The organism is Ruegeria sp. CE9, assembly GCF_056537425.1.
Genome location: NZ_JBQFRO010000002.1, coordinates 346,611 through 369,830, shown reverse-complemented (window position 1 = coordinate 369,830; position 23,220 = coordinate 346,611). Strand labels below are relative to the sequence as shown.

At 57.2% G+C, this 23,220-nt stretch carries 28 protein-coding genes; 15 read left to right on the top strand and 13 right to left on the bottom strand.

Features of this window, described 5'->3' with window-relative positions; all coding sequences use genetic code 11:
* The 6 genes from ACR0B3_RS06445 to ACR0B3_RS06420 form a co-directional block, all read right to left on the bottom strand.
* Positions 1–1,095: a flagellar basal body P-ring protein FlgI gene (locus ACR0B3_RS06445; protein WP_480808336.1), complete on the bottom strand. Its 1,095-nt coding sequence runs from the start codon at positions 1,093–1,095 to the stop codon at positions 1–3.
* Positions 1,092–2,099 carry a flagellin gene (locus tag ACR0B3_RS06440; RefSeq protein WP_480808335.1) on the bottom strand — a complete coding sequence of 336 codons (1,008 nt, stop codon included), beginning with the start codon at positions 2,097–2,099 and terminating at the stop codon, positions 1,092–1,094. Before ACR0B3_RS06440 ends, ACR0B3_RS06445 begins: the two co-directional genes overlap by 4 nt.
* Positions 2,100–2,101: 2 nt before the next feature.
* Positions 2,102–3,553, bottom strand: coding sequence for a flagellar hook-associated protein FlgK (gene flgK / locus ACR0B3_RS06435; RefSeq protein ID WP_480808334.1), 1,452 nt, complete (start codon positions 3,551–3,553; stop codon positions 2,102–2,104).
* Between the two features lie 33 nt (positions 3,554–3,586).
* A complete protein-coding gene (locus ACR0B3_RS06430; RefSeq protein ID WP_480808333.1) occupies positions 3,587–4,882 on the bottom strand; it encodes a flagellar hook protein FlgE in 1,296 nt (431 codons plus the stop codon).
* A gap of 97 nt (positions 4,883–4,979) precedes the next feature.
* Complete coding sequence (locus tag ACR0B3_RS06425; protein ID WP_480808332.1) at positions 4,980–5,819, bottom strand: flagellar motor protein MotB; 840 nt, start codon at positions 5,817–5,819, stop codon at positions 4,980–4,982.
* 83 nt (positions 5,820–5,902) lie between these two features.
* Positions 5,903–7,246, bottom strand: coding sequence for a FliI/YscN family ATPase (locus tag ACR0B3_RS06420; protein ID WP_480808331.1), 1,344 nt, complete (start codon positions 7,244–7,246; stop codon positions 5,903–5,905).
* Positions 7,247–7,336: 90 nt separating this feature from the next.
* On the opposite strand from ACR0B3_RS06420, the gene ACR0B3_RS06415 reads away from it, so the two are divergent.
* The 9 genes from ACR0B3_RS06415 to ACR0B3_RS06375 are packed head-to-tail and all read left to right on the top strand — an operon-like array spanning position 7,337 to position 11,856.
* Positions 7,337–7,723, top strand: coding sequence for a FlgB family protein (locus tag ACR0B3_RS06415; RefSeq protein ID WP_480808330.1), 387 nt, complete (start codon positions 7,337–7,339; stop codon positions 7,721–7,723).
* A gap of 12 nt (positions 7,724–7,735) precedes the next feature.
* Positions 7,736–8,122 (top strand): flagellar basal body rod protein FlgC, encoded by a 387-nt coding sequence (gene flgC, locus ACR0B3_RS06410; RefSeq protein ID WP_480808329.1) that lies wholly within the window; start codon positions 7,736–7,738, stop codon positions 8,120–8,122.
* 12 nt (positions 8,123–8,134) lie between these two features.
* A complete protein-coding gene (gene fliE / locus ACR0B3_RS06405; RefSeq protein ID WP_480808328.1) occupies positions 8,135–8,425 on the top strand; it encodes a flagellar hook-basal body complex protein FliE in 291 nt (96 codons plus the stop codon).
* Between the two features lie 3 nt (positions 8,426–8,428).
* A complete protein-coding gene (locus ACR0B3_RS06400; protein ID WP_480808327.1) occupies positions 8,429–8,701 on the top strand; it encodes a flagellar biosynthetic protein FliQ in 273 nt (90 codons plus the stop codon).
* Positions 8,701–9,411, top strand: coding sequence for a flagellar hook-basal body complex protein (locus tag ACR0B3_RS06395; protein WP_480808326.1), 711 nt, complete (start codon positions 8,701–8,703; stop codon positions 9,409–9,411). Before ACR0B3_RS06400 ends, ACR0B3_RS06395 begins: the two co-directional genes overlap by 1 nt.
* A gap of 21 nt (positions 9,412–9,432) precedes the next feature.
* Positions 9,433–10,218, top strand: a complete 786-nt coding sequence (gene flgG / locus ACR0B3_RS06390; protein WP_480808325.1) for a flagellar basal-body rod protein FlgG — start codon at positions 9,433–9,435, stop codon at positions 10,216–10,218.
* Complete coding sequence (gene flgA / locus ACR0B3_RS06385) at positions 10,218–10,631, top strand: flagellar basal body P-ring formation chaperone FlgA (RefSeq protein WP_480808324.1); 414 nt, start codon at positions 10,218–10,220, stop codon at positions 10,629–10,631. The genes flgG and flgA overlap by 1 nt, the downstream gene beginning before the upstream one ends.
* Positions 10,631–11,362, top strand: a complete 732-nt coding sequence (gene flgH, locus ACR0B3_RS06380) for a flagellar basal body L-ring protein FlgH (protein WP_480808323.1) — start codon at positions 10,631–10,633, stop codon at positions 11,360–11,362. Before flgA ends, flgH begins: the two co-directional genes overlap by 1 nt.
* 11 nt (positions 11,363–11,373) lie before the next feature.
* A complete protein-coding gene (locus ACR0B3_RS06375; protein ID WP_480808322.1) occupies positions 11,374–11,856 on the top strand; it encodes a flagellar basal body-associated protein FliL in 483 nt (160 codons plus the stop codon).
* A 34-nt stretch (positions 11,857–11,890) separates the two neighbouring features.
* Here the strand turns inward: ACR0B3_RS06375 and ACR0B3_RS06370 are convergent, their stop codons facing one another.
* The 7 genes from ACR0B3_RS06370 to ACR0B3_RS06340 form a co-directional block, all read right to left on the bottom strand.
* A complete protein-coding gene (locus ACR0B3_RS06370) occupies positions 11,891–12,277 on the bottom strand; it encodes a hypothetical protein (RefSeq protein WP_480808321.1) in 387 nt (128 codons plus the stop codon).
* Entirely contained in the window at positions 12,277–13,362 is a 1,086-nt protein-coding gene (gene flhB / locus ACR0B3_RS06365; protein ID WP_480808320.1) for a flagellar type III secretion system protein FlhB, read from the bottom strand. The genes ACR0B3_RS06370 and flhB overlap by 1 nt, the downstream gene beginning before the upstream one ends.
* Positions 13,359–14,132, bottom strand: coding sequence for a flagellar biosynthetic protein FliR (locus ACR0B3_RS06360; RefSeq protein WP_480808319.1), 774 nt, complete (start codon positions 14,130–14,132; stop codon positions 13,359–13,361). Before ACR0B3_RS06360 ends, flhB begins: the two co-directional genes overlap by 4 nt.
* The gene (gene flhA / locus ACR0B3_RS06355; RefSeq protein WP_480808451.1) at positions 14,129–16,156 is read right to left on the bottom strand and encodes a flagellar biosynthesis protein FlhA; all 2,028 of its coding nucleotides are present in this window, start codon (positions 16,154–16,156) and stop codon (positions 14,129–14,131) included. Before flhA ends, ACR0B3_RS06360 begins: the two co-directional genes overlap by 4 nt.
* Before the next feature lie 69 nt (positions 16,157–16,225).
* Complete coding sequence (locus tag ACR0B3_RS06350) at positions 16,226–16,903, bottom strand: lytic transglycosylase domain-containing protein (protein ID WP_480808318.1); 678 nt, start codon at positions 16,901–16,903, stop codon at positions 16,226–16,228.
* Between the two features lie 72 nt (positions 16,904–16,975).
* Positions 16,976–17,404, bottom strand: coding sequence for an Lrp/AsnC family transcriptional regulator (locus ACR0B3_RS06345; RefSeq protein WP_170685078.1), 429 nt, complete (start codon positions 17,402–17,404; stop codon positions 16,976–16,978).
* Between the two features lie 56 nt (positions 17,405–17,460).
* On the bottom strand, positions 17,461–18,780 hold the full coding sequence (locus ACR0B3_RS06340; RefSeq protein ID WP_480808317.1) for an MFS transporter: 1,320 nt from the start codon (positions 18,778–18,780) through the stop codon (positions 17,461–17,463).
* A gap of 142 nt (positions 18,781–18,922) precedes the next feature.
* On the opposite strand from ACR0B3_RS06340, the gene ACR0B3_RS06335 reads away from it, so the two are divergent.
* The 6 genes from ACR0B3_RS06335 (at position 18,923) to hpf (ending at position 23,178) form a co-directional block, all read left to right on the top strand.
* Positions 18,923–19,537 (top strand): ribonuclease D, encoded by a 615-nt coding sequence (locus ACR0B3_RS06335; RefSeq protein ID WP_480808316.1) that lies wholly within the window; start codon positions 18,923–18,925, stop codon positions 19,535–19,537.
* The gene (locus tag ACR0B3_RS06330) at positions 19,534–20,496 is read left to right on the top strand and encodes a KpsF/GutQ family sugar-phosphate isomerase (protein WP_480808315.1); all 963 of its coding nucleotides are present in this window, start codon (positions 19,534–19,536) and stop codon (positions 20,494–20,496) included. The genes ACR0B3_RS06335 and ACR0B3_RS06330 overlap by 4 nt, the downstream gene beginning before the upstream one ends.
* Positions 20,497–20,500: 4 nt before the next feature.
* Positions 20,501–21,109 carry an LPS export ABC transporter periplasmic protein LptC gene (locus ACR0B3_RS06325; RefSeq protein ID WP_480808314.1) on the top strand — a complete coding sequence of 203 codons (609 nt, stop codon included), beginning with the start codon at positions 20,501–20,503 and terminating at the stop codon, positions 21,107–21,109.
* A 3-nt stretch (positions 21,110–21,112) separates the two neighbouring features.
* A complete protein-coding gene (locus tag ACR0B3_RS06320) occupies positions 21,113–21,604 on the top strand; it encodes an LptA/OstA family protein (RefSeq protein WP_170685088.1) in 492 nt (163 codons plus the stop codon).
* Positions 21,604–22,362 (top strand): LPS export ABC transporter ATP-binding protein, encoded by a 759-nt coding sequence (lptB, locus tag ACR0B3_RS06315; RefSeq protein WP_170685090.1) that lies wholly within the window; start codon positions 21,604–21,606, stop codon positions 22,360–22,362. The genes ACR0B3_RS06320 and lptB overlap by 1 nt, the downstream gene beginning before the upstream one ends.
* Before the next feature lie 252 nt (positions 22,363–22,614).
* Positions 22,615–23,178 (top strand): ribosome hibernation-promoting factor, HPF/YfiA family, encoded by a 564-nt coding sequence (gene hpf, locus ACR0B3_RS06310; protein ID WP_480808313.1) that lies wholly within the window; start codon positions 22,615–22,617, stop codon positions 23,176–23,178.
* The last annotated feature ends 42 nt before the right edge of the window (positions 23,179–23,220 follow it).

Sequence of the window (23,220 nt, the reverse complement as noted above, 5' to 3'; positions counted from 1 at the left end):
TCATCGCACAATGAATTCAGCATGTAACGCCCCGGCGGCTTTGATGGTTTTCAATATGTCAATCATGTCGCGAGGCGACACGCCTAGCGCGTTCAACCCGGCGACCACCTCGGACAAAGTGGTCGCTTCTGGTATTTCAGCAAGGCCGGTTCCTTCTTCTTCCTCGATCCCGGCAATGGTGCGCGGAACCACGACCGTTTCCCCCTGCGCAAACGGGTTGGGCTGAACTGCGATCGGAGCTTCTTCGACCGTGAGGGTCAGATTGCCCTGCGATACCGCGACGCGTGAAATCCTGACATCCCGGCCCATGACAATCGTGCCTGATCTCTGATCCACCACGACACGGGCCTTGCTCTCTGGTTCGACCAGAATGTTCTCGATCCGGCCAATGGCATGGGCGGTTGAAACAGCTCGCGTTGCGTCGATGCTTAGCTCGACAGTGCCGGAATCGCGCATGAGTGCGACGGCGCGATTAAACTCAGTGTTGATGGCGGCTTCGATGCGGCTTGCGGTGGTGAAATCCGGTTCGCGCAATGCCAGTCTAAGCTGGTTCAGATCGGAAAGCTCAAAATCAATTTCACGCTCCACACGCGCGCCCGAGGGTATGACACCTGATGTCGGCACTCCGCTGACGACCGAGGCAGCGTCACCCTCGACCGCTGCGCCGCCAGCCAGCACCGTTCCTTGTGCCACCGCATAGATTTGCCCATCCGCAGCGTTCAGCGGAGTCATGATCAATGTACCGCCTAATAGGCCCTTGGAGTCGCCAATGGCGGAAACTGTCACATCAATCTGACCACCGACGCGTGCGAATGGCGGCAAGGTGGCCGTAACCAGCACGGCGGCGACGTTCTTCGGGCGAAAGTCTTCGCCGTTTACGTTTACGCCCAACCGCTCAAGAATGTTGGACATGATCTCTTCGGTGAAGGGAGAGTTGCGCAGCCCATCACCGGTCCCGTTCAAGCCCACAACTAGGCCATATCCGACCAGATCATTTCCACGAACACCGTCAAAATCCACCAGGTCTTTCAAGCGGATAGCGCCGGCATTGGCGATACAGGGCAGAATGATCAAAAGAAATGCGAGAATTTTCATTTGAGGAAATTCACCAGCGATAGATTGGAGTTGCGTACGGTCACGGAATAGAGGCTTTCCAGTTGGAACTGCACAGTTTGCAACCTTGCTGCAGTTTCGTACGGGCCTGCAGCGATCAATTCATTCCGCGCATATTCCGCACTGGTTTTAGCGGCTGCGTTACGCGTCGCTGCCTGCTCGATTCGCGCCTCTGCTGCACCAACCTCCGCGCGCAAATTTACTGTCGCATCCTGCGCATTTGCCAAATCCACACCGAGCTGAGTGAACAGGGCCGTTCGCAATTCGGGCGCCCATCCCAATGTTTCATCCGTAGCTAATGCGGCGATAGCCACGTCGCGCATCGCAGCCTTCAACGTGGGATCAGACGCAGTGATTGGCAGAGTGATGTGTTCGTTCTCGGATATCTGCATCGGAGCAAGCGTATCGGCACCACCCTGATATATGACCGCATCAAATCCAGATGGATCGTCGAACCAATCTTCTGCAGCCTGTCGAATGTCTGTTACGCCAACCAGGCCAATCAACTCGGCTTGCAAGGCCCCAAGAAGCATTTCAGCAGAAGGCAGCGGAGTATTGTCGGTCATTGTTCCGGAATAGAGGCTGCGCCCTCCGGCACGCGTATTTAACGCTGAGATCATGGTATCAAGCTCATTCCGGGCCTGAACCGAAGCCTGTTCATGCGTCACGGTTTGGTTGGCTGTACCAAATGACAGCAGCGAGGCGGACATCTCAACCACCGAGTCGCTGAAAGTGGTAAGGCTTAATTGCATCGCGTCCGTGAACAGTTTTGCCTCGGCAGTGGCGATCGAAAACCCGTCAAGCCGTTCAAGGTTGCGATCCAGATCCAACAGATGTGAGTAATCACCGGCCAATCGGCCCGAGATATCCTGCGCTTGGCCAGTAGACATTTCATAGGACAGGGATTCGATCTGAGATTTAATCTCGGTGCTGCGGGTCCTGAGCGTGAGGCCGCGGGCCAGATCGCCGATAGAGTTCAGTGTCATGTTCATAACCTCAACAGGGTGTCCATAAGCTCATCAACTACGGCCACGATGCGGGCGTTTGCGGCGTAAGCTTGTTCGATCTGCATCAGGCGCTGCAGTTCAGCATCGCTGTCTACGCCTTGCTCAGCGACGATTTTTTGCATCTCCAGTTGGGCGTTTGCGGCAAAACTGCTGCGTTGATCGGCTGCGTGGGCATCTGCCCCGGCCTTTGAGAGCAAGGCCTCAGCGATTTCTGCGGCGCGCATCGATCCTGTGCCGAACCCGCTCGCGGCGAACGGACGCGCTTCGATCAGAATTGCGCCAAAGGCTTGCAACTGGGTTGCATCCCCAGGGGCGCCGGGGGTCAGGGCACCAAGTCCGGCACGCAATTTCCAACTGTCACCTCCGGTATCTGGATCCACGGCGGCATTAATTGAAATGCGCGATGCCAATCCGGTTTCTAGTAAAGGATCAAAGCGATTGCCTTCATCGGTGAATAATCCCGGGTCGGTGGCCGCTGAGGTTGGGTCAAGGCCTGGGGTTTCGAAACGCTCGATCAGGTCGCGGGCAACCGCATCGAGATCGATTTGTGCGTCGACGGCAAGTTCATCCCGAACCGCGAACTGTGCCATCAGCGCGCCGCCCTTGATCTGCGCAAAATCGCCGCTGACACGAACAGGTCGGCCATTAACCTCAAGCCCGGAAAGAAGACCGTTGGCAACCGTCATATGTGGCATCGTATCGCCGGTAGTCGAGAACGCGAATTGAGCGGCGGTTCCTTCCAGCAGAATAAGCCCACCTTCGGCATAAAGTGAAACCTGATCATTGTCGCGCGCGATCGCGTTAACCGGAACCAGCTCATTGACCTGATCAATCAATATCTGACGTTGGTCGAGAAGCGCACCAATGTCTCCACCCGAATTCCGGATCGCTGGAATGCGAGCGTTGAGTTTCTCGATGTCTTTCAGGGTCTGATTCAGCGTATCGACCTGTTTTCCGATCATGCGATCGGCATCAGATCGCACGTTCCGCAATCCTTCAGACGCCTTGTTGAGTGCTAAGCTCAGATCGCGACCTGCGCGCGCGGCTTGATCCAACCGCTGCGCTGAATCGGGCAGGCTGGCTGCTGTGATCAGGCTACTTTCGAATTGAGCAAGCCGTGCTGCAATCGAAGTAGCGTCATCGGCAGTGCCCACGAGTTTTTCATAATCTGAATGAAACTGAGATATTATTCTGGCCGCCGCGAAATCTGCGTCTGTCTCGCGACGGTTTGCGATGAGCACCGGGTCTTGATGCCGCGTTATGCCGACAACACGGACGCCGTTGCCCGATATTGGGCTGGTCGCCAGCTCCAGCGATCTGCGGGCATAGCCTGGGGTCAGCGCATTCGCTATATTGCCCGAAACAACCGCCGCCCCTCGGCTTGCCGCGCTTAATCCACCCAAAGCGTTGTTCAGTGCTGTCGACATATTCATTGGGCGCACCCCTTTTGTTGTTCAATCACCTGATCAGCGTTTGATATTGGTGGTTTCCTGCAACATCTCGTCCACAGTCTGGATGACCTTGGCGCTGGAAGAATACGCGCGTTGGGTCTGGATCATCGAAGTCAGTTCAGTAGCCACATCTGTGGTGGATTCCTCACGTGCGAATGACACGAGATCGCCTGTCGGCCCTTCCCCGGCGTTCCATAAGAAGAAGGTGCCACTGTCGCGCGAGGGCGCGTAGGTCTGGCTATCCAATGCGGTTAGACCGTTCGGATTAGGAACGTCCGCCAGTGGAATCTGGAACATCCGGCGGCTGACCCCGGTGTCATAGAAGGCGTAAACATAGCCGTTTTCATCGACCTGCACGCTTGTCATGGTGCCAACAGCCGAGCCATCCCGGGTGATCGATACCGGCGCAAATGTATCGGACAGCTGAGTTATGCCATCGGAATCGCCCAATTGACCGATATTGATCTCCATCGGGCCACCAGCAACGTTGACGACCATGCTGCCGCTGACCGGATCATACGCCCCGCCCGATATGGCAGTGACGCTGGCCAGCGTTCCACCGGCTGTGCGGCTGTCGGTGAAGGTCAGCGTATATTCTCCGATCACTGCGCCACCCGATGCCGAATCGCGCAAGGTCATCGTCCATTCGTTGCTGCTGCCGACTGCGGGAACTGTCGGCACCAACTCGATATCGACACTTTCGGATTTGCCCAGATTGTCAAAATACTCGACCGACAGTGGCTGCGTATCACCCGGAGCACCGGCGTCGGTCGCTGTCGCAGGCAGGTTCATCCGCAGGTTCATTGATGTTGTCGGGGCACCTGACAGTTGATTGACGCTTAGCTGAATGGGTTCCAGAGCCGCCGGAGTATCACGCGGGACGCTGGGGATTGATCCGTCCGCTGCGGCACGCCAGCCCAACAGTACAAGGCCGGATTGTGTGACCAGATACCCTTCTTCATTCGTGCGGAACGAGCCGGTTGTGGTCAACAGCATCTCATTCGAGCCCGATGCGATCTGAGAGCTAGGCCTCACGGGCAACATTCCCCTGCCACGCACAGCCAGATCAGTTGAGTTGTTTGTCGTGACCAACGAACCGCGCTGATCAATCAAGCGTTGGCTGGTGGTTCTGACGCCGCCTGCGGAATAGCTGCCGCCCTGGCCGGAGGTAACCATGGAATGAAAATCGGTCTCGACCCTCTTGTAGCCAAATGTTGAAGAGTTGGCGATGTTGTCGGAGATCGTGGCCAACCTGTTGGCGTTGGCCTTCAACGCCGCGACACCGGCATTCAGCGAAGAGGAAATGGTCATCGGCACGCCCTTTTGTTGCGTCTTTCGTCGATGCAACAGGTAACGCACTGGCCCTTAACAGCGGGCTAACAGCTAAAATGCTGTGTATCCTTTGATCTCAGGGATTGCGCAGGAAGATGATTTCGATCCGATCGTTGCGCACCGCCATCGGGTTTTTGACCGACAGCTCTCGGTCCGCATGTCCTGTTACGCGTTCCAACCGCTGTGCCCGAAGACCCTTGTTCTGCAGCAGTTGGCGGGTGCTTTGTGCCCGCGCGGTCGAGAGGTCCCAAACCGGGTTTTGCGCCAGCACCACCGGGGCGGACCGGACATGCCCCTCCACCGCGACGGAGTTTATTACCAGGTCTGACGACCGTGCCACCAACAATGTCAGTGCGCGCATTAATTGCGTCGGCTTGTCCGTATTTGATTCGAACAGTGGCTGATCTGCGGTGGCAAATAGTTCGACCACTAGGCCTTCATCGGTGACGCGGGTTACAATGTGCTTGAGCAGCTTGTCGGACACCAGACTTTCCCCGGTTCGCCCCAGTAACTGTGCCTCAAGTGACGAGAAGTCCTCGAACGCGCCTTTGCCGCCGCTTTTCGCGTCTACGCCAGTGGATCCGCGCGCCTTTTTCGCCTCAGTCGGGTTTCGATTGCTGGCGCCCGAGCCATCCATCACCATGGTCTGTTCCGAGAACATGTTGTCGCCACCAAACGCCCCATCGCCCCCGCCCGAGACCGGATTGACGGGAATCGTCGGCGAAAAGTAATCCGCCAAACCTTTGCGTTGTGTCTCGGTCGTTGCGTTCAGCAGCCACATCAACATGAAGAACGCCATCATGGCAGTGACAAAGTCCGCATACGCGACTTTCCACGCACCGCCGTGGTGACCATCGCCACCCGATACACGTTTCTTCTTGATGATGATTGGCGCCGCATTGGATTGCGCACCCATCTCCACCACCTTCTATTCACCCGTCTTCAAGCGTAGCAGCGCAGGTCTTAAGGTGGGCTTAACACTTAAAACTGTTCCGACTTCTAGACTCTTTGGACCGGATTCGCCCCGGCGCGGCGCAAGATTAAGGATAGCCGATCAAAGCTGTTCTCGATCCCGCCCGGATCGGATTTTGCAAAGAAATCATCCAGCTCCTCATGGACTCGAACCGCGCGATCCAGCAGCGGATCAGCCCCTTCGGCGTAAAGCCCCGCTTTGATCATGACTTCCGACTGCTCATAGCTTCCGACCAGTTTCCGCGTTTCCGCGATCATTTGATTCTCATCCGCAGTTGCTGCTTTGGGCAAGCTGCGTGACACGGACCGGCTGAGGTCGATTGCCGGAAAGCGCCCACGTTCCGCGATTTCACGGCTGAGAACGATATGCCCGTCCAGTACACCACGCAGGATATCAGCGACGGGTTCGTCCATATCGGACCCGGCCACCAGCACGCTGAAGACGGCTGTGATATCACCTTGCTCGGCGGTGCCGGGACCCGCCCGTTCGCAAAGGTTTGCAATCAACGGGGTCACCGAGGGTGGGTAGCCGCGCAGCGATGGGGATTCACCCATTGCAGCAGCAATTTCCCTGTGGGCTTCGGCAAATCGCGTGACCGAATCGGCCAGAAACAGGACGTTCTTCCCCTGATCCCGCAGACATTCAGCCACTGACATGGCTGACCAGGCACACCGCCGACGCGCCAGTGCTGATTGATCCGATGTTGCCGCCACAACAACGGAACGTTTCATGCCTTCCGGGCCTATTGCGTTTTCGACAAATTCATTCACCTCGCGCCCGCGTTCACCCACCAAAGCAACAACCACGGCGTCGGCCTGCACTGAGCGGGCAAGCGAAGCCAGCAAGGTTGACTTACCAACTCCGGATCCGGCGAACAGCCCGATTCTCTGCCCTTGAACAATCGGCAGCATGGTGTTCAGGATCGCCAATCCGGTTTCCATGCGTGCACCCAAAGGTTTGCGCGAAACGGCCGTTGGCGGGGCTCGCATAAGATCGCATTCCTGCGTTCCCTGCATCAGAGGTTTGCCATCCAGAGGTTTCCCAAACGGGTCAATCACACGCCCAAGCCAGTGCGGCCCCGGCGCGAAGCATGGCATTTGCTCCAACTTCACAAGGTCCCCAAGGCTGACTCCATCCGGCGCACCTGCAGGCAGCATATGAATTTGACCTGTTTCAACATGCAGAACCTCGCCCGGCAAGTCCGGGCCATTCTGCCGGCATAGGGTCAGGTGATCTCCGATTTTGGCCTGTGCCGTTAACCCCCCGATTTCAATCACCCCGCGCGCGACACTTGTCACACGACCGATGTGACGTACCGCCGACATCCTGTCGAATTCGCATTTCAGACGCATCGGATCGAGATCAGCCATCAAGGGGCCCTCCAAAGTGATTTGTTGAAAACGGTTTCTAAAGGAATCGGGGTTAAGCCTTGATTGAAATTGATCGAGGGAGAAGCCCCGATGTTCTCTGAACTGAACGTCTTTAAGACAGCGTACGCTATGGCAACTCATGCCGGACAACGGCAGGCCGTCATCTCGCGCAACATGGCCAATGCGGATACGCCGGGATACAAGCCTCGCGATATCGAGGCCTTCAAAACAGCATTCGAAAAGACCGGCAGAGAGGTTGCAATGACCGCAACCCGCGCCAGCCACCTGCACGGCGATGCGCGCCCTCAGCCTTGGGCAGAATACACAGCCGCCGAAAAAGGTGATCCAAACGGCAATGGCGTTTCTTTGGAAGAAGAGATGTTGAAAGCTGTTGAGGTCAAGCGGCAGCATGACCGCGCATTGGCGATCTACAAATCTTCGATCGGCATTCTGCGCACCAGTCTGGGCCGGGCATAAGGGGTTAGTTGGATGAGCGACTTTTCCCACTCCCTGAGCGCGTCGGCCAGCGCCTTACGTGCCCAAGCTTCGCGACTTCGGCATGTTTCCGAAAACATCTCTAATGCGGACACTCCGGGCTATCGGCGCAAGACTGTACCGTTCGAGACGGTTGCGGTTGATGGCAAAGAAATGGTGCAGACAGGGCGTGTCAAACTGGACCGCCGTGATCTGACACGGCTTTACGACCCCGGTCATCCGATGGCGGACGCGACCGGCCACTATCGCGGCTCTAATGTCGATTTGATGATCGAGATCGCGGACGCGCGCGAAGCCCAGCGCAGCTATGAAGCCAATCTCAAAATGTTCGACCAGACCCGGCAGATGTCGTCGAGTCTGATGGATCTACTTCGAAAATAAAGGAAAGCCAGAATGGATATCCCCCCACTCACCGCGGCGCAAAGCTATGCGGGCGCTCGCCCCGCAACACAAGTTGATCCCGATCATCAGGGCGTTGCGCACGGGTTGCGATCCGGTTTCCAGGATTTTGCAGCAACGCTGAAACATAGCGAGCAGGTGGCGCAATCCTCGATGGTCGGGCAGGCCGATCCGCACGCGCTAGTACAAGCTTTGGCACAGACCGAGCTGGCGGTGGAAACCGCCGCGATCGTTCGGAACAAGGTCGTCGAAGCCTATCAGGAAATCCTGAGGATGCCGGTCTGAACCATGCTGAGCGAAGGTCTGTTCTACGACATCGTGCGCCAGGCGCTTTGGGTTGCGGTCATCACCTCGGTGCCGATCCTGGCAGTCGCGCTGGTGTCCGGTCTTGCCGTTGGCCTGTTTCAGGCTCTGACCTCGGTTCAGGAAATGACGCTGACCTTTGTGCCCAAATTGATTGCCATCGTCGTCGTCTTTTGGATGTCGATGGGGTTCATGACCCAGACACTGGTTACCTTTTTCACCGGGACACTGATCCCGCTCATCGCCGGAGGTCGCTGATGGACACCGCTTATGTCACCTTGTCTCGCCAATCCGGTCTTATGAATGAGATGCGGATGGTGGCTAACAATATCGCCAACGCCAACACGTCCGGGTATCGTCAGCAGGGTCTGGTGTTTTCCGAGTTCGTGCGGGATATGCCCGGAAGTCCCTCGCTCTCGCTCAGCCGGGCGCAGGTGCGAAACACGTCGCTGCAACAAGGTGTGCTGACCGAGACCGGTGGGTCCTTCGACTTTGCAATCGAAGGGGACGGGTTCTTTATGATCGAAACGCCCTCGGGGAACCGGTTGACGCGTTCCGGCAGCTTCTCACCCAATGCTGAGGGCGATCTGGTGACGATGGACGGGCACCGGGTTCTGGACAGCAACGGCGCGCCGGTCTTTGTCCCGCCCGACGCCGCAACGATCGATGTTGGCAGCGACGGCACGATGAGCGTCGATGGCCAACTTCTGGGCCAAATCGGTGTCTACAACGTTGCCGATCCAGAAAACCTGGTGCGTGAGGGAAGTACACATTTTCGTGCTGGCGGGCAGGTCGATCCGGTGGACGAACCGGTCGTGCTGCATCGGTTCCTCGAAGGGTCGAATGTCAATGCCATTGGTCAGGTGACCCGGATGATCGAAATTCAGCGGGCGTACGAGCTTGGGCAGAGCTTTCTTGAAGCCGAAGACGAACGCGTTCGCGGGGCGCTTAAGGCGCTGATGCGCTGATCACCTGAAGGAGAATACGACATGCGTGCTTTAAAGATCGCGGCCACGGGCATGACCGCACAGCAGATGCGGGTTGAGACAATTTCGAACAACCTGGCGAATATGAATACAACCGGCTACAACACCCGCCGGGCCGAGTTTGCCGATCTGCATTATCAACAGATCGCGCGCGCCGGGGCGGTCAATGCCTCGGACGGGACGGTTCTGCCGACGGGGATTCAGTTGGGGTTGGGTGCGCGCCCCGCCGCCGTCACCGTGCAGCTTGAACAGGGCGGGCTTTCGGCAACGGGCAGTGATCTGGATGTCGCCATCGAAGGGCGAGGTTACCTTGAGGTCACGATGCCCAACGGCCAATCCGCCTTTACCCGAGACGGCAGCTTGAAACGTTCGGCCGAAGGTCTGATCGTGACCTCTGACGGCTTTGCTGTCGCCCCCGAAATCACCATTCCGGACGATGCCAGATCGATCTCGATCAATGCTGCGGGTGAGGTCTATGCCTATTTCGATGATACCGCTGAGGGGCAATTGCTGGGCGAGTTCACGCTGGCCAGTTTCTCGAATGCCAAGGGTCTTGAGGCCATCGGCAGCAACCTTTTCAAGGAAACCGAGGCCTCGGGTGCGCCGGTTGTCGGCACTCCGGGCGAGGATGGCCTTGGCACATTGCGGCAGGGCTATCTTGAGGACAGCTCGGTCGATGCGGTGCGCGAGGTCACCGAACTGATTGAGGCGCAGCGTGGCTATGAAATGAACGCCAAGGTAATTTCCGCCGTCGACCAGATGATGGGCGCGACCACACAGGTACGCTGATGCGGTTATTGACCTTGGTTCTGTGCTTGATGCCATTGACGAGCGTTGCTGAGATCGTGGTGCCGAGCCGCACGATCCGTGCCAAAGAGGTCATCACAGCCTCTGATTTGGAAACCAAATCTGGTGAGGTCGACGGGGCGATCCGCAGCTCTGAGTTCCTGATTGGTCAGGAGGCACGCATAGCCCTCTATCCCGGTCGACCCATCCGCCCTGCCGATGTTGGCCCGCCCGCGATTGTGGATCGAAACGATCTGGTGACGCTGGTTTTCGATCGCGTCGCGCTGTCGATCACCGCCGAGGGTCGGGCGCTGGGGCGTGGGGCTGTGGGCGAGCGAATCCGGGTCATGAATCTGGCCTCCCGCACAACAGTTACCGGCGTAATCCGACCGGACGGACAAATTGAGGTTAAATGATGCCGCGACTTTCAAAACCCCTGATCTTAGTTGTTCTAAGTGTTGCCGCCTGTGGTCGTTTGGATCACCTCGGAAAACCGCCAAGCCTGACGCCGAACACGGAATCGCCCGAACATGTTGCCATGCTCTGGCCCGGGCTTCCGCTGCACAGCCAGCCGCAACGCACCGTTGACCAATCCTCGTTGTGGAGTGGCGGGCAGCATTCGCTGCTGGGGGATCAACGCGCGATGAAGAAAGGTGACATTCTGACGGTTGTGATCGAACTGGATGAAAAGGCTGAAATATCGAACGACACTAATCGATCGCGTGCTGGGTCTGAAAGCCTTGCCGTGCCCGAACTTTTCGGCCTGCCACAGCGCGCAGGAGAACGGTTGCCGGAAGGGGCTTCGCTTGATGAGGCTGTATCGATTGACTCGGCTTCGGTCAGCAAAGGCAAAGGGTCCGTCAAACGTAAAGAAAAGTTGACCCTGCGCGTGGCGGCCACGGTCATCGACGTGCTTCCCAACGGAGTCCTTTCGATCAGTGGGTCGCAAGAGTTGCGAGTGAATTTTGAGCTTCGGGAGCTGCTGGTTTCGGGCTACGTGCGCCCTGAAGATATCTCGCGCCAGAATGAGATCACCTATGACAAAATCGCCTCTGCGCGTGTGTCTTACGGTGGGCGTGGGCAGATCACCGATGTCCAGCAACCGCGCTATGGACAGCAGATTCTTGATACGCTGCTGCCGTTCTGAGGGTCGGTTTGATGGGAAAACTCTTACCAATCCTATTCCTGATTGTTGGCCTGGCTGCCGGAGTTGGCGCCGGGATTGCTCTGGCGCCTGCAAAGAATACGGATGACTATGCTGAATCTGAGCAGAAGCCGGAGGATGACAAAAAGAAACCATCGAAAGATGAGCCGAGCGCTAATGAGTACCTGAAACTCACCAAACAGTTTGTCGTCCCTGTGGTCGCTGACGAGGAGATATCGGCACTGGTCACAATGTCTCTGAGCCTTGAGGTGCGGCCGGGAATTGCGGAAGCCTTCTATGAAATCGAACCTAAGCTCAGGGATCGATTTCTGCAGGTCCTGTTTGATCACGCCAACATCGGCGGGTTTGACGGCGCGTTTACACGGTCGGACAACCTTACAACTTTGCGCAAGGCACTGCTGGAGGTGGCGAGAAAGGATCTGGGAGATGATGTCTCGCAGGTTTTGATCATGAGCGTAAGCCGTCAGGATACTTGAGACTTGCCATGAGCATCCGGGTAAAGAACCCGGTTCACTCGAACTGAGGCCCGGCTTGAACCTCGCGTCGTTTGGTCTCGGCCGAGCGACGGAACAGTTCAGCGATGGCCTGCTTGCGGCCGAACGCGTCCCGTAAACTCTCCATGGCCTCAAGCTTCTGCGAACGCAACCGGGCCAGTTCAATGTTCAGATTTCGGCGCGAAGCCGATTCCCAACCGCGCCACAACAAGTCCGCACCAGTGACCTGATAACCATCTGCCTGTGCGCTGGATGATTTGACTTCGGCCAACTGTGAATCAAGACGCGTCAATTGTCGAAGCAGCTGAGCTTCGCGCTGCAATAATGGCCGAAGCTTTTGATGCTCTCGTTGGAAAACAGCATCGGCAACGTTTGCAAGCTCACGGATACGGTTTTGTTTCATCAAATCTGAGCCTTTGCTTTCTTGCGCATTGCTTCGGCAAATCGAATCGCGGCGGCGACAGGCCGGAAGTGTTCTTCTGCGATTTCCTGGCCGATCTCGACGGTCGCGTGCAGGGCACGAGCGGTTGGAGGATCTGAATGAATCGGAACACCGGCGACCCCGGCCTTTTCCCGGATCACCGCTGCGATTTCATCAACACCCTTGGCAACACAGACCGGGGCACTGCCAGCTGCGCGAGACCATTTAAGAGCCACCGCATAGTGCGTTGGATTGACGATCACCACATCAGCTTTGGGTACATCGGCCATCATATGGCTGGTTGCAATGTCCTGCGCGCGCTGCCGTCGTTGTTGTTTGACATGCGGGTCGCCTTCGGAATCCTTGGTTTCATCCTGGATTTCCTTGCGCGACATCCTATTCTTGCGCAGATGTTCCGCGTGTTGCCAAAGATAGTCGACAACCCCGATTGCCAGGGCAATTGTGATGACGATGAACAGAAATTGCACGAGCAAATTCATCATCAGTAGGATAGAAGACCGTGCGGGCGCTGCGCTGGCCGTTAGTATCTCGGGCAGGTGGGCGTGCAAAAACAGCGTCAGGCACGTGCCATAAATCAGCAGCTTCACAAAGCTTTTGGCAAATTCGAACAATCCGCCCCGACCAAATTTGTTCTTCGCATTCGAGATGACCGAGATTCGCGAAGCCCGCGGCTTCAGCTTGTCAGGTGCAAAGATCAGCGCGCGCTGTGCAATCAGGCTCAGCAGCACCGCAGCAGCGGGTACCATGAACAGAGCGGCGACCGGAACCGACGCCGATTTCAGAAGGCCGGCAACGGTGGAGGTTGCTGGGCCGGTGGTCAGCACATCTGCGAATTGATCGGACTGGTCAATCAGCACCACAAAAAGCGTTCCGAGATGTTCGGCCGTGTGCTGACTGGCAACCAGCAACGCGACCAACAGGCCGGAGTATGCTGCCACCACTGACAGATCATTAGATTTTGCCACTTCGCCCTTTTTGCGGGCTTTCTCAAGCTTTTGTGGCGTTGCTTCAAAGGACTTGTCGCTATCTTCGTCTGGTCCGCTCATCGTGTTCTCCCGATGGGATTTTGCAGAAAGGAATACAGGGCGTCCGACCAGGTGGACAGGATCAGCGGTGTACCCGCGAATAACAAAAACAGCCCAGCGAGTGTGATTGCAGGCGCGCCTACAAAGGCGACCATGAGCTGCGGCATCGCCCGATTGATGACCCCTAGCGCAAGATTGTAGATCAGTGAGGCAATCACAAACGGCATCGCCAGCGAAAAGGCCAGCGCAAAGCTGCGCGCAATTTGCGTGACACCCCAAAACGACAGGTCAGGAGCGGCGGGCAACTTGCCCATCGGAAACAGCGTATAGCTGTTAATCAAGAATTGCGCTGCGCGAACATGCAGGCCCAGCAACATTGCCAGGGCCAAACCGGCCAACGTCAGCAGGTACCCCATGGCCGGTACGGGCTCGGCTGCGGCTCCGCCTAGAATTTGCGACAAGGATGTGGCTTGTGCTGCGATAGAGCCTGCTGTCTGCAAGGCAAGCACAAACAGGCGCAAACCAATGCCAAGCATCAGGCCAATCAGGATTTCGACCGCGATCATGCCCGCCATATTGGGAAAAGCCGATGCTGCATTCGCATTGGGGATGGCGGGGACGATGATCATCGTAAACGCAAATGCGACGGCCAGTTTGACCCGTGCCGGGATACTGCGTTCGCCAAAAGCGGGCATTAAAGACACCATGGCGGATACGCGCAGAAACACCACAAACAGATGCCACAGGTTTTGCCCGACTAGCGGAAACAGCTCTGTCGGAACTGAGATCACGCGGGCACTGTCCCGACCAAAGCTGGGCGCGCCTCAAGCCCGATCTCTTCGAAGGACAGAACAGGATTGGCGATGCCGCGCGCGTGCATGATCGTGCGCAGCAACCGACGTCTGCGGGTCGAGGTAACAACGGCTGGAAACAGCCCGTGATCAGCAGACTTGGTCACACTGTCCACAACGCCATCGCCCAGTTTGTTGAACAGGTTTGGCGGCAGGGCCACGTCCATACCTGCGTTTGGGGTATCGATCTGGTAGGTGGCAAATGTATCCTCCCACTCGGGTGCGAGCTGTATCAGGGGGATCGAGCCATCTTCACGCTTCATTTCGGCGACCAGCTGAAAACCCAGTCGCTGGCGGACCAGTTCACAAATCCCTTCGGGTTGAGTGGTGGTCAGTCGCGCTTCGGCGACGCATTCAAGGATCAGCGCCATGTTGCGGATCGAGACCCGCTCATCTAGCAGCAGACGCAGGACCGCGTGTAGCGTATCGATCGGCACTTTGTCGGGGATCAACTCGTCCAGCAGTTTACGATTGGCTTCGGCCCTTGTCGGATCGCTGAGGCGTGTCATCTCGGATAACAGGCGGCGCAGGGATTTGAGCGTAAGCAGGCGCGAGAAATTCTGTTTGATGATTTCAAGCAGATGGGTCGCCAGAATCTCGGGCGGCGAAACGATAGTAGCCCCGTTCAATGCTGCGGTCTCTTGGTCCTTGGGCAATATCCAGCGAGCGGGGGCCCCGTAGACGGGCTCGGTCACGTCGGTACCGTCGGGTAGAAAATCGTGCCCGTCCTGCACCAGTGCCAGCACCAGTTCCGAATTCAGAACGCCGCGCGCCTGCTCAACCCCGTGCACTTTGATTACGTACGTTCCGGTTGGCAAATCGGCGCGGTCGGTCAGGCGGATTTCGGGCAGGATCAGGCCAAAGCTTGACGCGACATAGGTCCGCATATTGGCAATCCGTGCATCAAGCCCGGTGCCGGGATTCAGCACCATGCTGACCAGATCGGGGGCGAATTCCAGATGCACGTCATCCAGGTCGAGAATATCACCGATGGCCTGTGAAACAGGGGTGTCAGCCTCGTCCTCCGGTGCCAGTGCTTCGGCCTCGCTTGCACCGCGCTTCCTGATGCCGGAATAGGCGGCATAGCCAAGTACACCGGCCCCTAAAATGAAGGGCAAGAACGGCAGGCCGGGCACGAGGGCGAACAGCACCATCAGGACCGCAACAGTTCCCAACGCTGCGGGGTGCCGACCGAGTTGCGAGAATATCGCGTTGTCAGTCGCCCCCTGTGTACCGCCTCGTGCCAGAAGCAAGGCGGACGCAATAGAGATGATCACGGCGGGTATCTGCGATACCAGCCCGTCCCCGACGGTAAGGATGGCATAGGTCTCGAACGCAGATGACACCGGCATCCCGTGCACGATGACCCCCATGACCAACCCCATCACGAGGTTGAGCAATGTGATAAGCAGCCCTGCAATTGCATCGCCCTTGACGAATTTAGACGCCCCATCAAGTGAGCCGAAAAAGGTTGTTTCCTGCTGCTCGCGCTCACGCCGTTCTTTGGCTTGCTGGTGGTCGATGGCCCCGGCGGACATGTCACTGTCGATGGCAAGCTGCTTGCCCGGCATCCCATCCAGAGCGAACCGGGCCCCCACTTCGGCCATGCGCGCCGCGCCTTTGGTAATGACCATGAAGTTCACGATTAGCAGGACGCCGAACACCACAAGGCCTAGGAAGATGCTGCCGCCCATAACAAACTGGGCGAAGCCCTCGATCACGTCGCCTGCGGCGCTGGTTCCGGTGTGTCCTTGTCCGATGATCAGTTTGGTCGATGATACGTTCAACGACAGCCGCAGCATCAGTGAGGCCAGCAGGATGGTCGGGAAAGATGAGAAATCCAGCGGCCGTTCAATAAACAGGGTCAGCGTAAAGATCAGGATTGCCAGAGCGAATGACGCCGCCAGCCCCACATCCAACACCCATGCGGGCATCGGCAGGATCATCATTACGATGACCGCCATCAGCGCCAGTGCCAGCAATACTGTCGGAGAGAACAAGGTGCGGGGATCGATACGAGGCACGAACAGCTCCTAATTGAAAGTGATGAAAGCGGTGGTGGCGCTGGGTTCCGGCACCAGCGAGCCGAGCGCTGTCTGGCCAGTCGGCTGCGTGTTCAGTGGTATGAGCGGGCGGGCTGAAGCGGTGAACGGATCACGCGGGTTACCGATCTGGGAGCCGTCCAACTGTGCCAAAACGGTCTGAAAACGATCAGTATACGCTGTTGCGTGATGCTGCGTGCGTGAATGGTATGCGCCGGCAGCGGCAGGCCATGTTCCGAGCTCCGCGTAAAGCTGGGCCAGAAATCGCGCGGCATAGGCTGCGTTTTCGTCTGGATCGAACATCGCGTCTATCGATCGGAAAGCCTTACCGTGCCAGCGATAGTTGATCTGAAAACACCCGACGTCGAAGCTGCGTTCGCCAGATTTGAAGATATCAAAGACGTAAGATTTCGCCTCTACCTCAGAGGCGAACCAATATCCCTGACCTTCACGATTGACGGTCCACGGCCATGGCTCCAGCTGTCCGTCCAGTGTGCGGCCTGTTTCCACGCGGGCGATTGCCCTGAGAACATCTAGCGGCACGCCTTCGGCTTGCGCAGCACGCCGAGCAGCACGATCACACAAAGCAGCCACCGACGCTGCAAGCGTGGTTTGCACCAGAAAGGTCTGCGCCAAGAGCGTGGCAATAAAGAGTTTTTGAGTTGGCATTCTGCCGGCCCGGGATTCTGAACAATCCGGGCCAAGCTAGCCACTCATTCGTTTACAGAGGGTTAGCGCGCTTTAGTTTCGATCAATCTTTCGGCCAAAAACGACACTGGTATTGGTGCGTAATACGCCGGGAATACGCGCGAGCTCATCGACCAGAATATCCAGGTCTTCGATCTGTGGCGCTTCGGCTGAAAGCAGCAAGTCAAACTCGCCGTTGATCGACAGGCACAGTTTCACCTCGGGATAGGCTTCAAGCCGCTTGATGATGCGCGTGGTCTCTTTCTGCTGAACCTCAAGCAGAACTACGATCTGAACGCGTGGTGTGTCTTCGGAGTCGCGCAGGACAACCGAGTATCCTGCGATAACACCTCGCTTTTCCATCCGATTGATACGTTCGTGCACTGTGGTTCGGGCGACGCCAAGTTTTGAGGCGATGTGGGTGGTCGAGTCCCGTGCATTGTGCTGCAAAGCGGCGATGATGCGTCGATCAAGCTGGTCCATTGCGGCTCCGGATTCAGGCGGCTTTGCCCCGGTTTAGGTTAGTTTGGTGTTCGGGCTCAAGGCTGGTGCGGATATCGGGGATGCAGATCATCAATGATGATCGGATGGGCGTGAGGTTTTGGCCCGGAAAGGTGTGGGTGCTCATCAGGAAGATCGGGGTGGTCGTGGATGATCGCGTCAGTGGCGGGTCGCGGCCACGCCCTGAGCACAAGAACAAGACCCAGAATCGCTGCGGTCGCCATGCTTGCCATTGCGACAGTTGCGCCATACCGGGTCATCAACCACCCGGCCAATGGATACAGCACCAGCCAGCAGGCGTGAGACAGGGTGAACTGCGCGGCAAACACAGCGGGCCGATCCTCGGGATGGGCCGATCGGGTCAGCAGACGGCCCGAAGGCGTCAGCGTGCTGGAATACCCAAAGCCCACCAACAGCCACGTCGCTGTCAGCAAGCCCAGCGTCATCGGAAGGCTGGCGGATAGCAGCGCAGCCACCGCCATGGTCCCGGTTGCCAGTGACGCACCGCTGAGCATAACGCGACGGTCGGATATTTGATCCAGCAGCCGAGGCAGAACAAAGGCCGCCAGCATCGATCCCCCACCGAACCCGGCCAGCGCGATGGCAACGGCGCTTTCGGAAAGACCAAGATCGCCGCGCACGATCACGACCGTGTTGACGATGACCATCGAGCTGAGCGCAGCGGCACTCCAACTTAGCGCCAGCAAACCGCGCAGGCGTGGTGTCCTGAGGTAGATTTTGATGCCACGGGTGGTGCGATCATAGATGCCCCGCGGTTCAGTGGGTTTAGGTGAGGGCAGGGTCGCAGACACCACAAGCAGGGCCGAGGCGACAAAGCCGACGCAGGTGCCAAGAAATAGACTGTCAAAGCTGACAAATAGCAGCAAGGCAGCGGCCAGCATCGGGCTCAGCAGGCTTTCCAGATCGTATGCAAGCCGCGATAGAGACAAGGCTTTGGTATATTCCTGCTCGTCGGTCAGTACGTCTGGGATAGTGGCCTGAAATGCGGGTGTAAATCCGGCCGAAGCGGATTGCAGCACAAAGATCAGCACATAGACCTGCCAGATTTCTGTCACGAAGGGCAGGCAGAGCGCGACCACCGCACGCACCAGATCAAGCGCAACCAGCATTCGGCGACGATCGAAACGCTCGGCGAAGGCAGCGGCCAGCGGGGCCACGGTGACATAAGCGATCATTTTGATTGTGAGCGCGGTACCAAGCACCATTCCGGCGGCCTGTCCGGCCAGATCAAAGGCCAACAGACCCAGCGCCACCGTCGCCAGCCCGGTTCCGGTCAGCGCCACAATCTGCGCGGCCAGCAGATGTCTGTAGATTCGGTTTCTCAGGACGCTAAGCATTTTCGGCAATTCTCATTCGCGACGTTGCCTGAGTAGTTCCTGTGTTGCCCATAAGGTCAAGAGGACGCTTTTCTAAGGACGGCGTTGAGTTTGCGGACCAAACCGCCTATCTCGGGGCCGAAAGCGCACAAAGGACAATTCCGTGGCGAACCATCTGTATAAAAATGACCTGCCGGACGGGTTGGATCTGGGCCCAATAGTGGCCATTGATTGTGAAACCATGGGGCTGAACCCGCATCGGGATCGCCTGTGCGTGATCCAGATGTCCGGAGGTGATGGCAACAGCCATATCGTTCAGGTTGAAAAAGGGCAGACTGAGGCTCCGAACCTTTGCGCGATGCTGGAAAACCCAAATGCTTTGAAGCTATTCCACTTTGGCCGCTTTGATATCGCTGCGATGTATCACACCTTTGGCGCGTTGGCCGCGCCAGTCTATTGCACCAAAATTGCCAGCCGATTGGTGCGCACCTATACAGATCGACACGGGCTGAAGAACCTATGTCAGGAACTGATTGGCGTCGATATCTCGAAACAGCAGCAGATGAGCGATTGGGGCGCTGAAACCCTGACGGATGCGCAGCTGGATTATGCGGCCTCGGATGTCCTGTATCTGCACCAGTTGCGGGAGGCGCTGGACGGACGATTGGCCCGCGAAGGCCGGACCGAGATGGCGCAGGCCTGTTTTGATTTCCTGCCGATGCGTGCGAAGCTGGACCTCGCAGGCTGGCCCGAAACGGATATCTTTGCGCACTCATGACCGATACCGAAGCATTCCTGAGAACCGCCCGGCAGGTTGTAACTGACGAAGCCCGCGCGCTGGACGTTCTGGCTGAAGGCTTGGATGAGCATTTTGCCGAGGCCGTGCAACTGATCCTGCAGGCCACGGGGCGTATAATCGTCAGCGGCATCGGAAAATCGGGCCATATTGGTCACAAGATCGCGGCCACATTGGCCAGCACTGGCACGCCCGCCTATTTCGTCCACCCGGCCGAGGCCAGCCATGGCGATCTGGGCATGGTGTCGAAAGGTGATGTGGTTCTGGCGATCTCGAACTCGGGCGAAGCGCCCGAGCTGGCTAACCTGCTGGCCTTTACTCGCCGGTTCGGTATTCCCCTGATCGGTCTGTCCAGCAAGCCCGAAAGCACGCTGATGAAGCAGGCCGACGTGCATCTGCTGATTCCGTCGCTAGGCGAGGCTTGTGGTTTTGGCATGGTGCCATCGATCTCGACAACGCTGACGCTTGCCATGGGTGACGCGCTGGCGATTGCGCTGATGAAGTATCGCGATTTTAAGCCCGAAGATTTTCGCGCGTATCATCCCGGCGGCAAATTGGGGGCGCAACTCTCGACCGCACAGGACCTGATGCACAAGGACCTGCCACTGGTGACCGCTGGCACCCCGATGAGCGAGGCCTTGTTGGTCATGAGCCAGAAGAGTTTTGGCGTTGTTGGTGTCACGGATGATACGGGCCGTCTGCTGGGAATTGTGACTGATGGCGACCTGCGCCGAAACATGGACGGTCTCTTGGAGAAAGACACCGAAGAAGTTATGACCAGCGACCCACTGACTATCGCTCCGAATGCTATGGCGGAAGAAGCGGTTGCAATCATGAACGATCGCAAGATCACATCTTTGTTTGTTGTTGATCCTGATAGTAATGGACAGGCCCTTGGTCTGTTGCACATCCATGACTGCCTGCGCGTAGGTCTGGGTTAAGACCATGGCCGAGGTTGATCGCCATTCCCGATGGGTGCAGTTCCTTAAGGTGCTGCTGCCACTGGTGGCGATTTTGCTGCTGTCGTCGGTTTTTCTTCTGTCGCGCAGCATCGACACCAATGTCTCGGTGCCGTTTAGCGATCAGGATATCGATGAACGACTGACAGATCAGGTGGTTACGCTGCCCGACTATAAAGGCGTCACGCGCAAAGGCGAGGAAATCCGTGTAGAGGCCCGTCGTGCCAGTCAGGGCGGGGATGGTGAGACGCCCACAGCCGCCGAAGTTCAGGGCCGTTTTGGGCTGAGCAACGGGGGCGAGATCACGCTTGAATCCAACACCGGTATTATCCGGCCTGATAAAGGCACTGCGACCTTTGTCGGGGATGTGGTCATCACAACACGGGATGGCATTCAGGTCACGACAGAGCTGCTGAACACATCGCTTGACGAAATACGTGGAGACAGCCCCGGCCAGATTGACGGAACCGGTCCAATTGGCGACTTTACTGCAGGGCAAATGACCTTTGGAACGGAAAAAACGGATGGTCCGGTTCATATTCTTTTTACAGGCGGCGTGAAGCTGATATACGAGCCGCAAAAAGCAGAAAGATAACTTGTGTTCGATTTACGTGTCGCCGTTTTGTGTTTTGCCGCAGCAGTGGGTACTGCGCCTGCTTCTGCGCAAGAGGCTCAGGTGGCATTTGGCTCGGTCAACGCTGATCCAACCCTGCCGGTTGAAGTGACCTCCGAGACGCTGAACGTGAATCAGGCAGACGGATCGGCCGAATTTATCGGCAATGTCATCGTCATTCAGGGTGAGATGCGTCTGACCGCAGACCGCGTCCTTGTCATCTACAACGAAGAACGTTCAGCCATCGAGCGTATGGAAGCCACGGATAACGTTGTGCTGGTCAGCCCACCTGATGCGGCCGAGGGCGATTGGGCGGAATACACCATCGATTCAGGTGTGATCGAGATGAAGGGCAATGTGTTGCTGACGCAGGGCCCTAGTATCATCAGCGGCGATGAGATGATCGCGAACCTAACGACCGGAACCGCGACAATGTCGGGGCGCGTCAAAACCATTCTGCAACAGGGTGGCAACTGATGAACCGGCCTGAACTTTCGATCGCCGAAGGCTCTTCCGGTCTGAAGATCGAAAAGCTGCGCAAATCATATCGCAAGAAAACCGTCATCCGTGATGTGTCCATGGAATTGAACCGGTCCGAGGTTGTGGCTTTGCTGGGTCCGAACGGATCGGGCAAAACCACCACATTCTATTCCGTTGCGGGGCTGGTGTTTCCCGAGGCCGGGACTGTCACAATTGACGGTCAGACTGTGACGACCCTGCCGATGTATCGCCGCGCCCGGTTGGGGATCGGATATCTGCCGCAGGAGATGTCGATTTTTCGGGGCATGAGCGTTGAGGATAATATCGCCTCGGTTCTGGATATCACCGTCAAACACGCGCATCGCAGAAAAGAACGGCTTGAAGAGCTGCTGTCTGATTTCTCGATCGAACACCTGCGCCGCGCACCGGCATTGGCCCTTTCAGGCGGAGAACGCCGACGGGTCGAGATTGCGCGCTGTCTTGCCGCTGATCCGAAATATCTGCTGTTGGACGAACCTTTCGCAGGTGTCGACCCGATCAGCGTCGGCGATATCCGGCACCTTGTGGCCGATCTGAAAAAGCGGGGCATCGGTGTTCTGATCACGGATCACAACGTCCGGGAAACGCTGGAGATTGTGGATCGGGCCTATATTCTGCATGACGGTCAGGTCCTGATGTCCGGCACGCCCGACGAAGTGGTCGAGAACGAAAATGTTCGCCGGGTCTATTTGGGTGAAAACTTCCGTATTTCATAGGCTTGCGCGGAAATGCGCCGGGTGCATGTCGGAAATCACGTATATACACACCTGTTTTGATTGACTCTTCCCTCACCTCTTGGCTCAATTGGCCTATGGCATTTCTTCGGTTCCAGGCTGGATCTCGATCTCCCTTCATTGAAGGGCCGGGCCAACGGCAACCGCAGAACATGCCGATACCCCCCACCCGATAAAAACAAGTCAGTCGCGTAACGCGACGTCAGAATGGGTGTGAATTGTGAAGGAGATCACATGCGTTACCAAATCAGCGGAAAACAGATCGACATCGGTGCGGCCCTGCAGACCCATGTGCAGACCGAACTGGGCGAGGTCGTGGGCAAATATGCTCAGCGGCCAACAGACGCCAACGTCGTCTTTTCCCGTTCGGCGCATGAATTTGTATGCGAAACCACTGTCCACTTGTCGACTGGTCTGACCGCTCAGGCCAAGGCGCACGCGACCGAGATTTATGCGGCGTTCGAAGGCTGCTGTGACAAGATGGAGACACAACTGCGCCGCTATAAGCGCCGTTTGAAGGACCACCATAAGGATCGATCCGAGCCGGTTGAACTCTTTGGCGCGTCCTCTTATATCCTCGCCTCTGACGAATCGGAGACAGCTGACGAGCCTGATTCACTGCAGCCTATGATTGTGGCTGAGATGGAAACCAAGATCCCATCGCTCAGTGTTGGTGAAGCCGTTATGCAGATGGAACTTGCCGGTGCGCCGGTTTTGGTGTTCCGGAATGAGAACAAGGACGGGTTGAATGTCGTATATCGCCGTGAAGACGGCAATATCGGCTGGATCGATCCTTAACAGGCAAGAACTAGATGGCCCGCCCCTTAACACAAGGGGCAC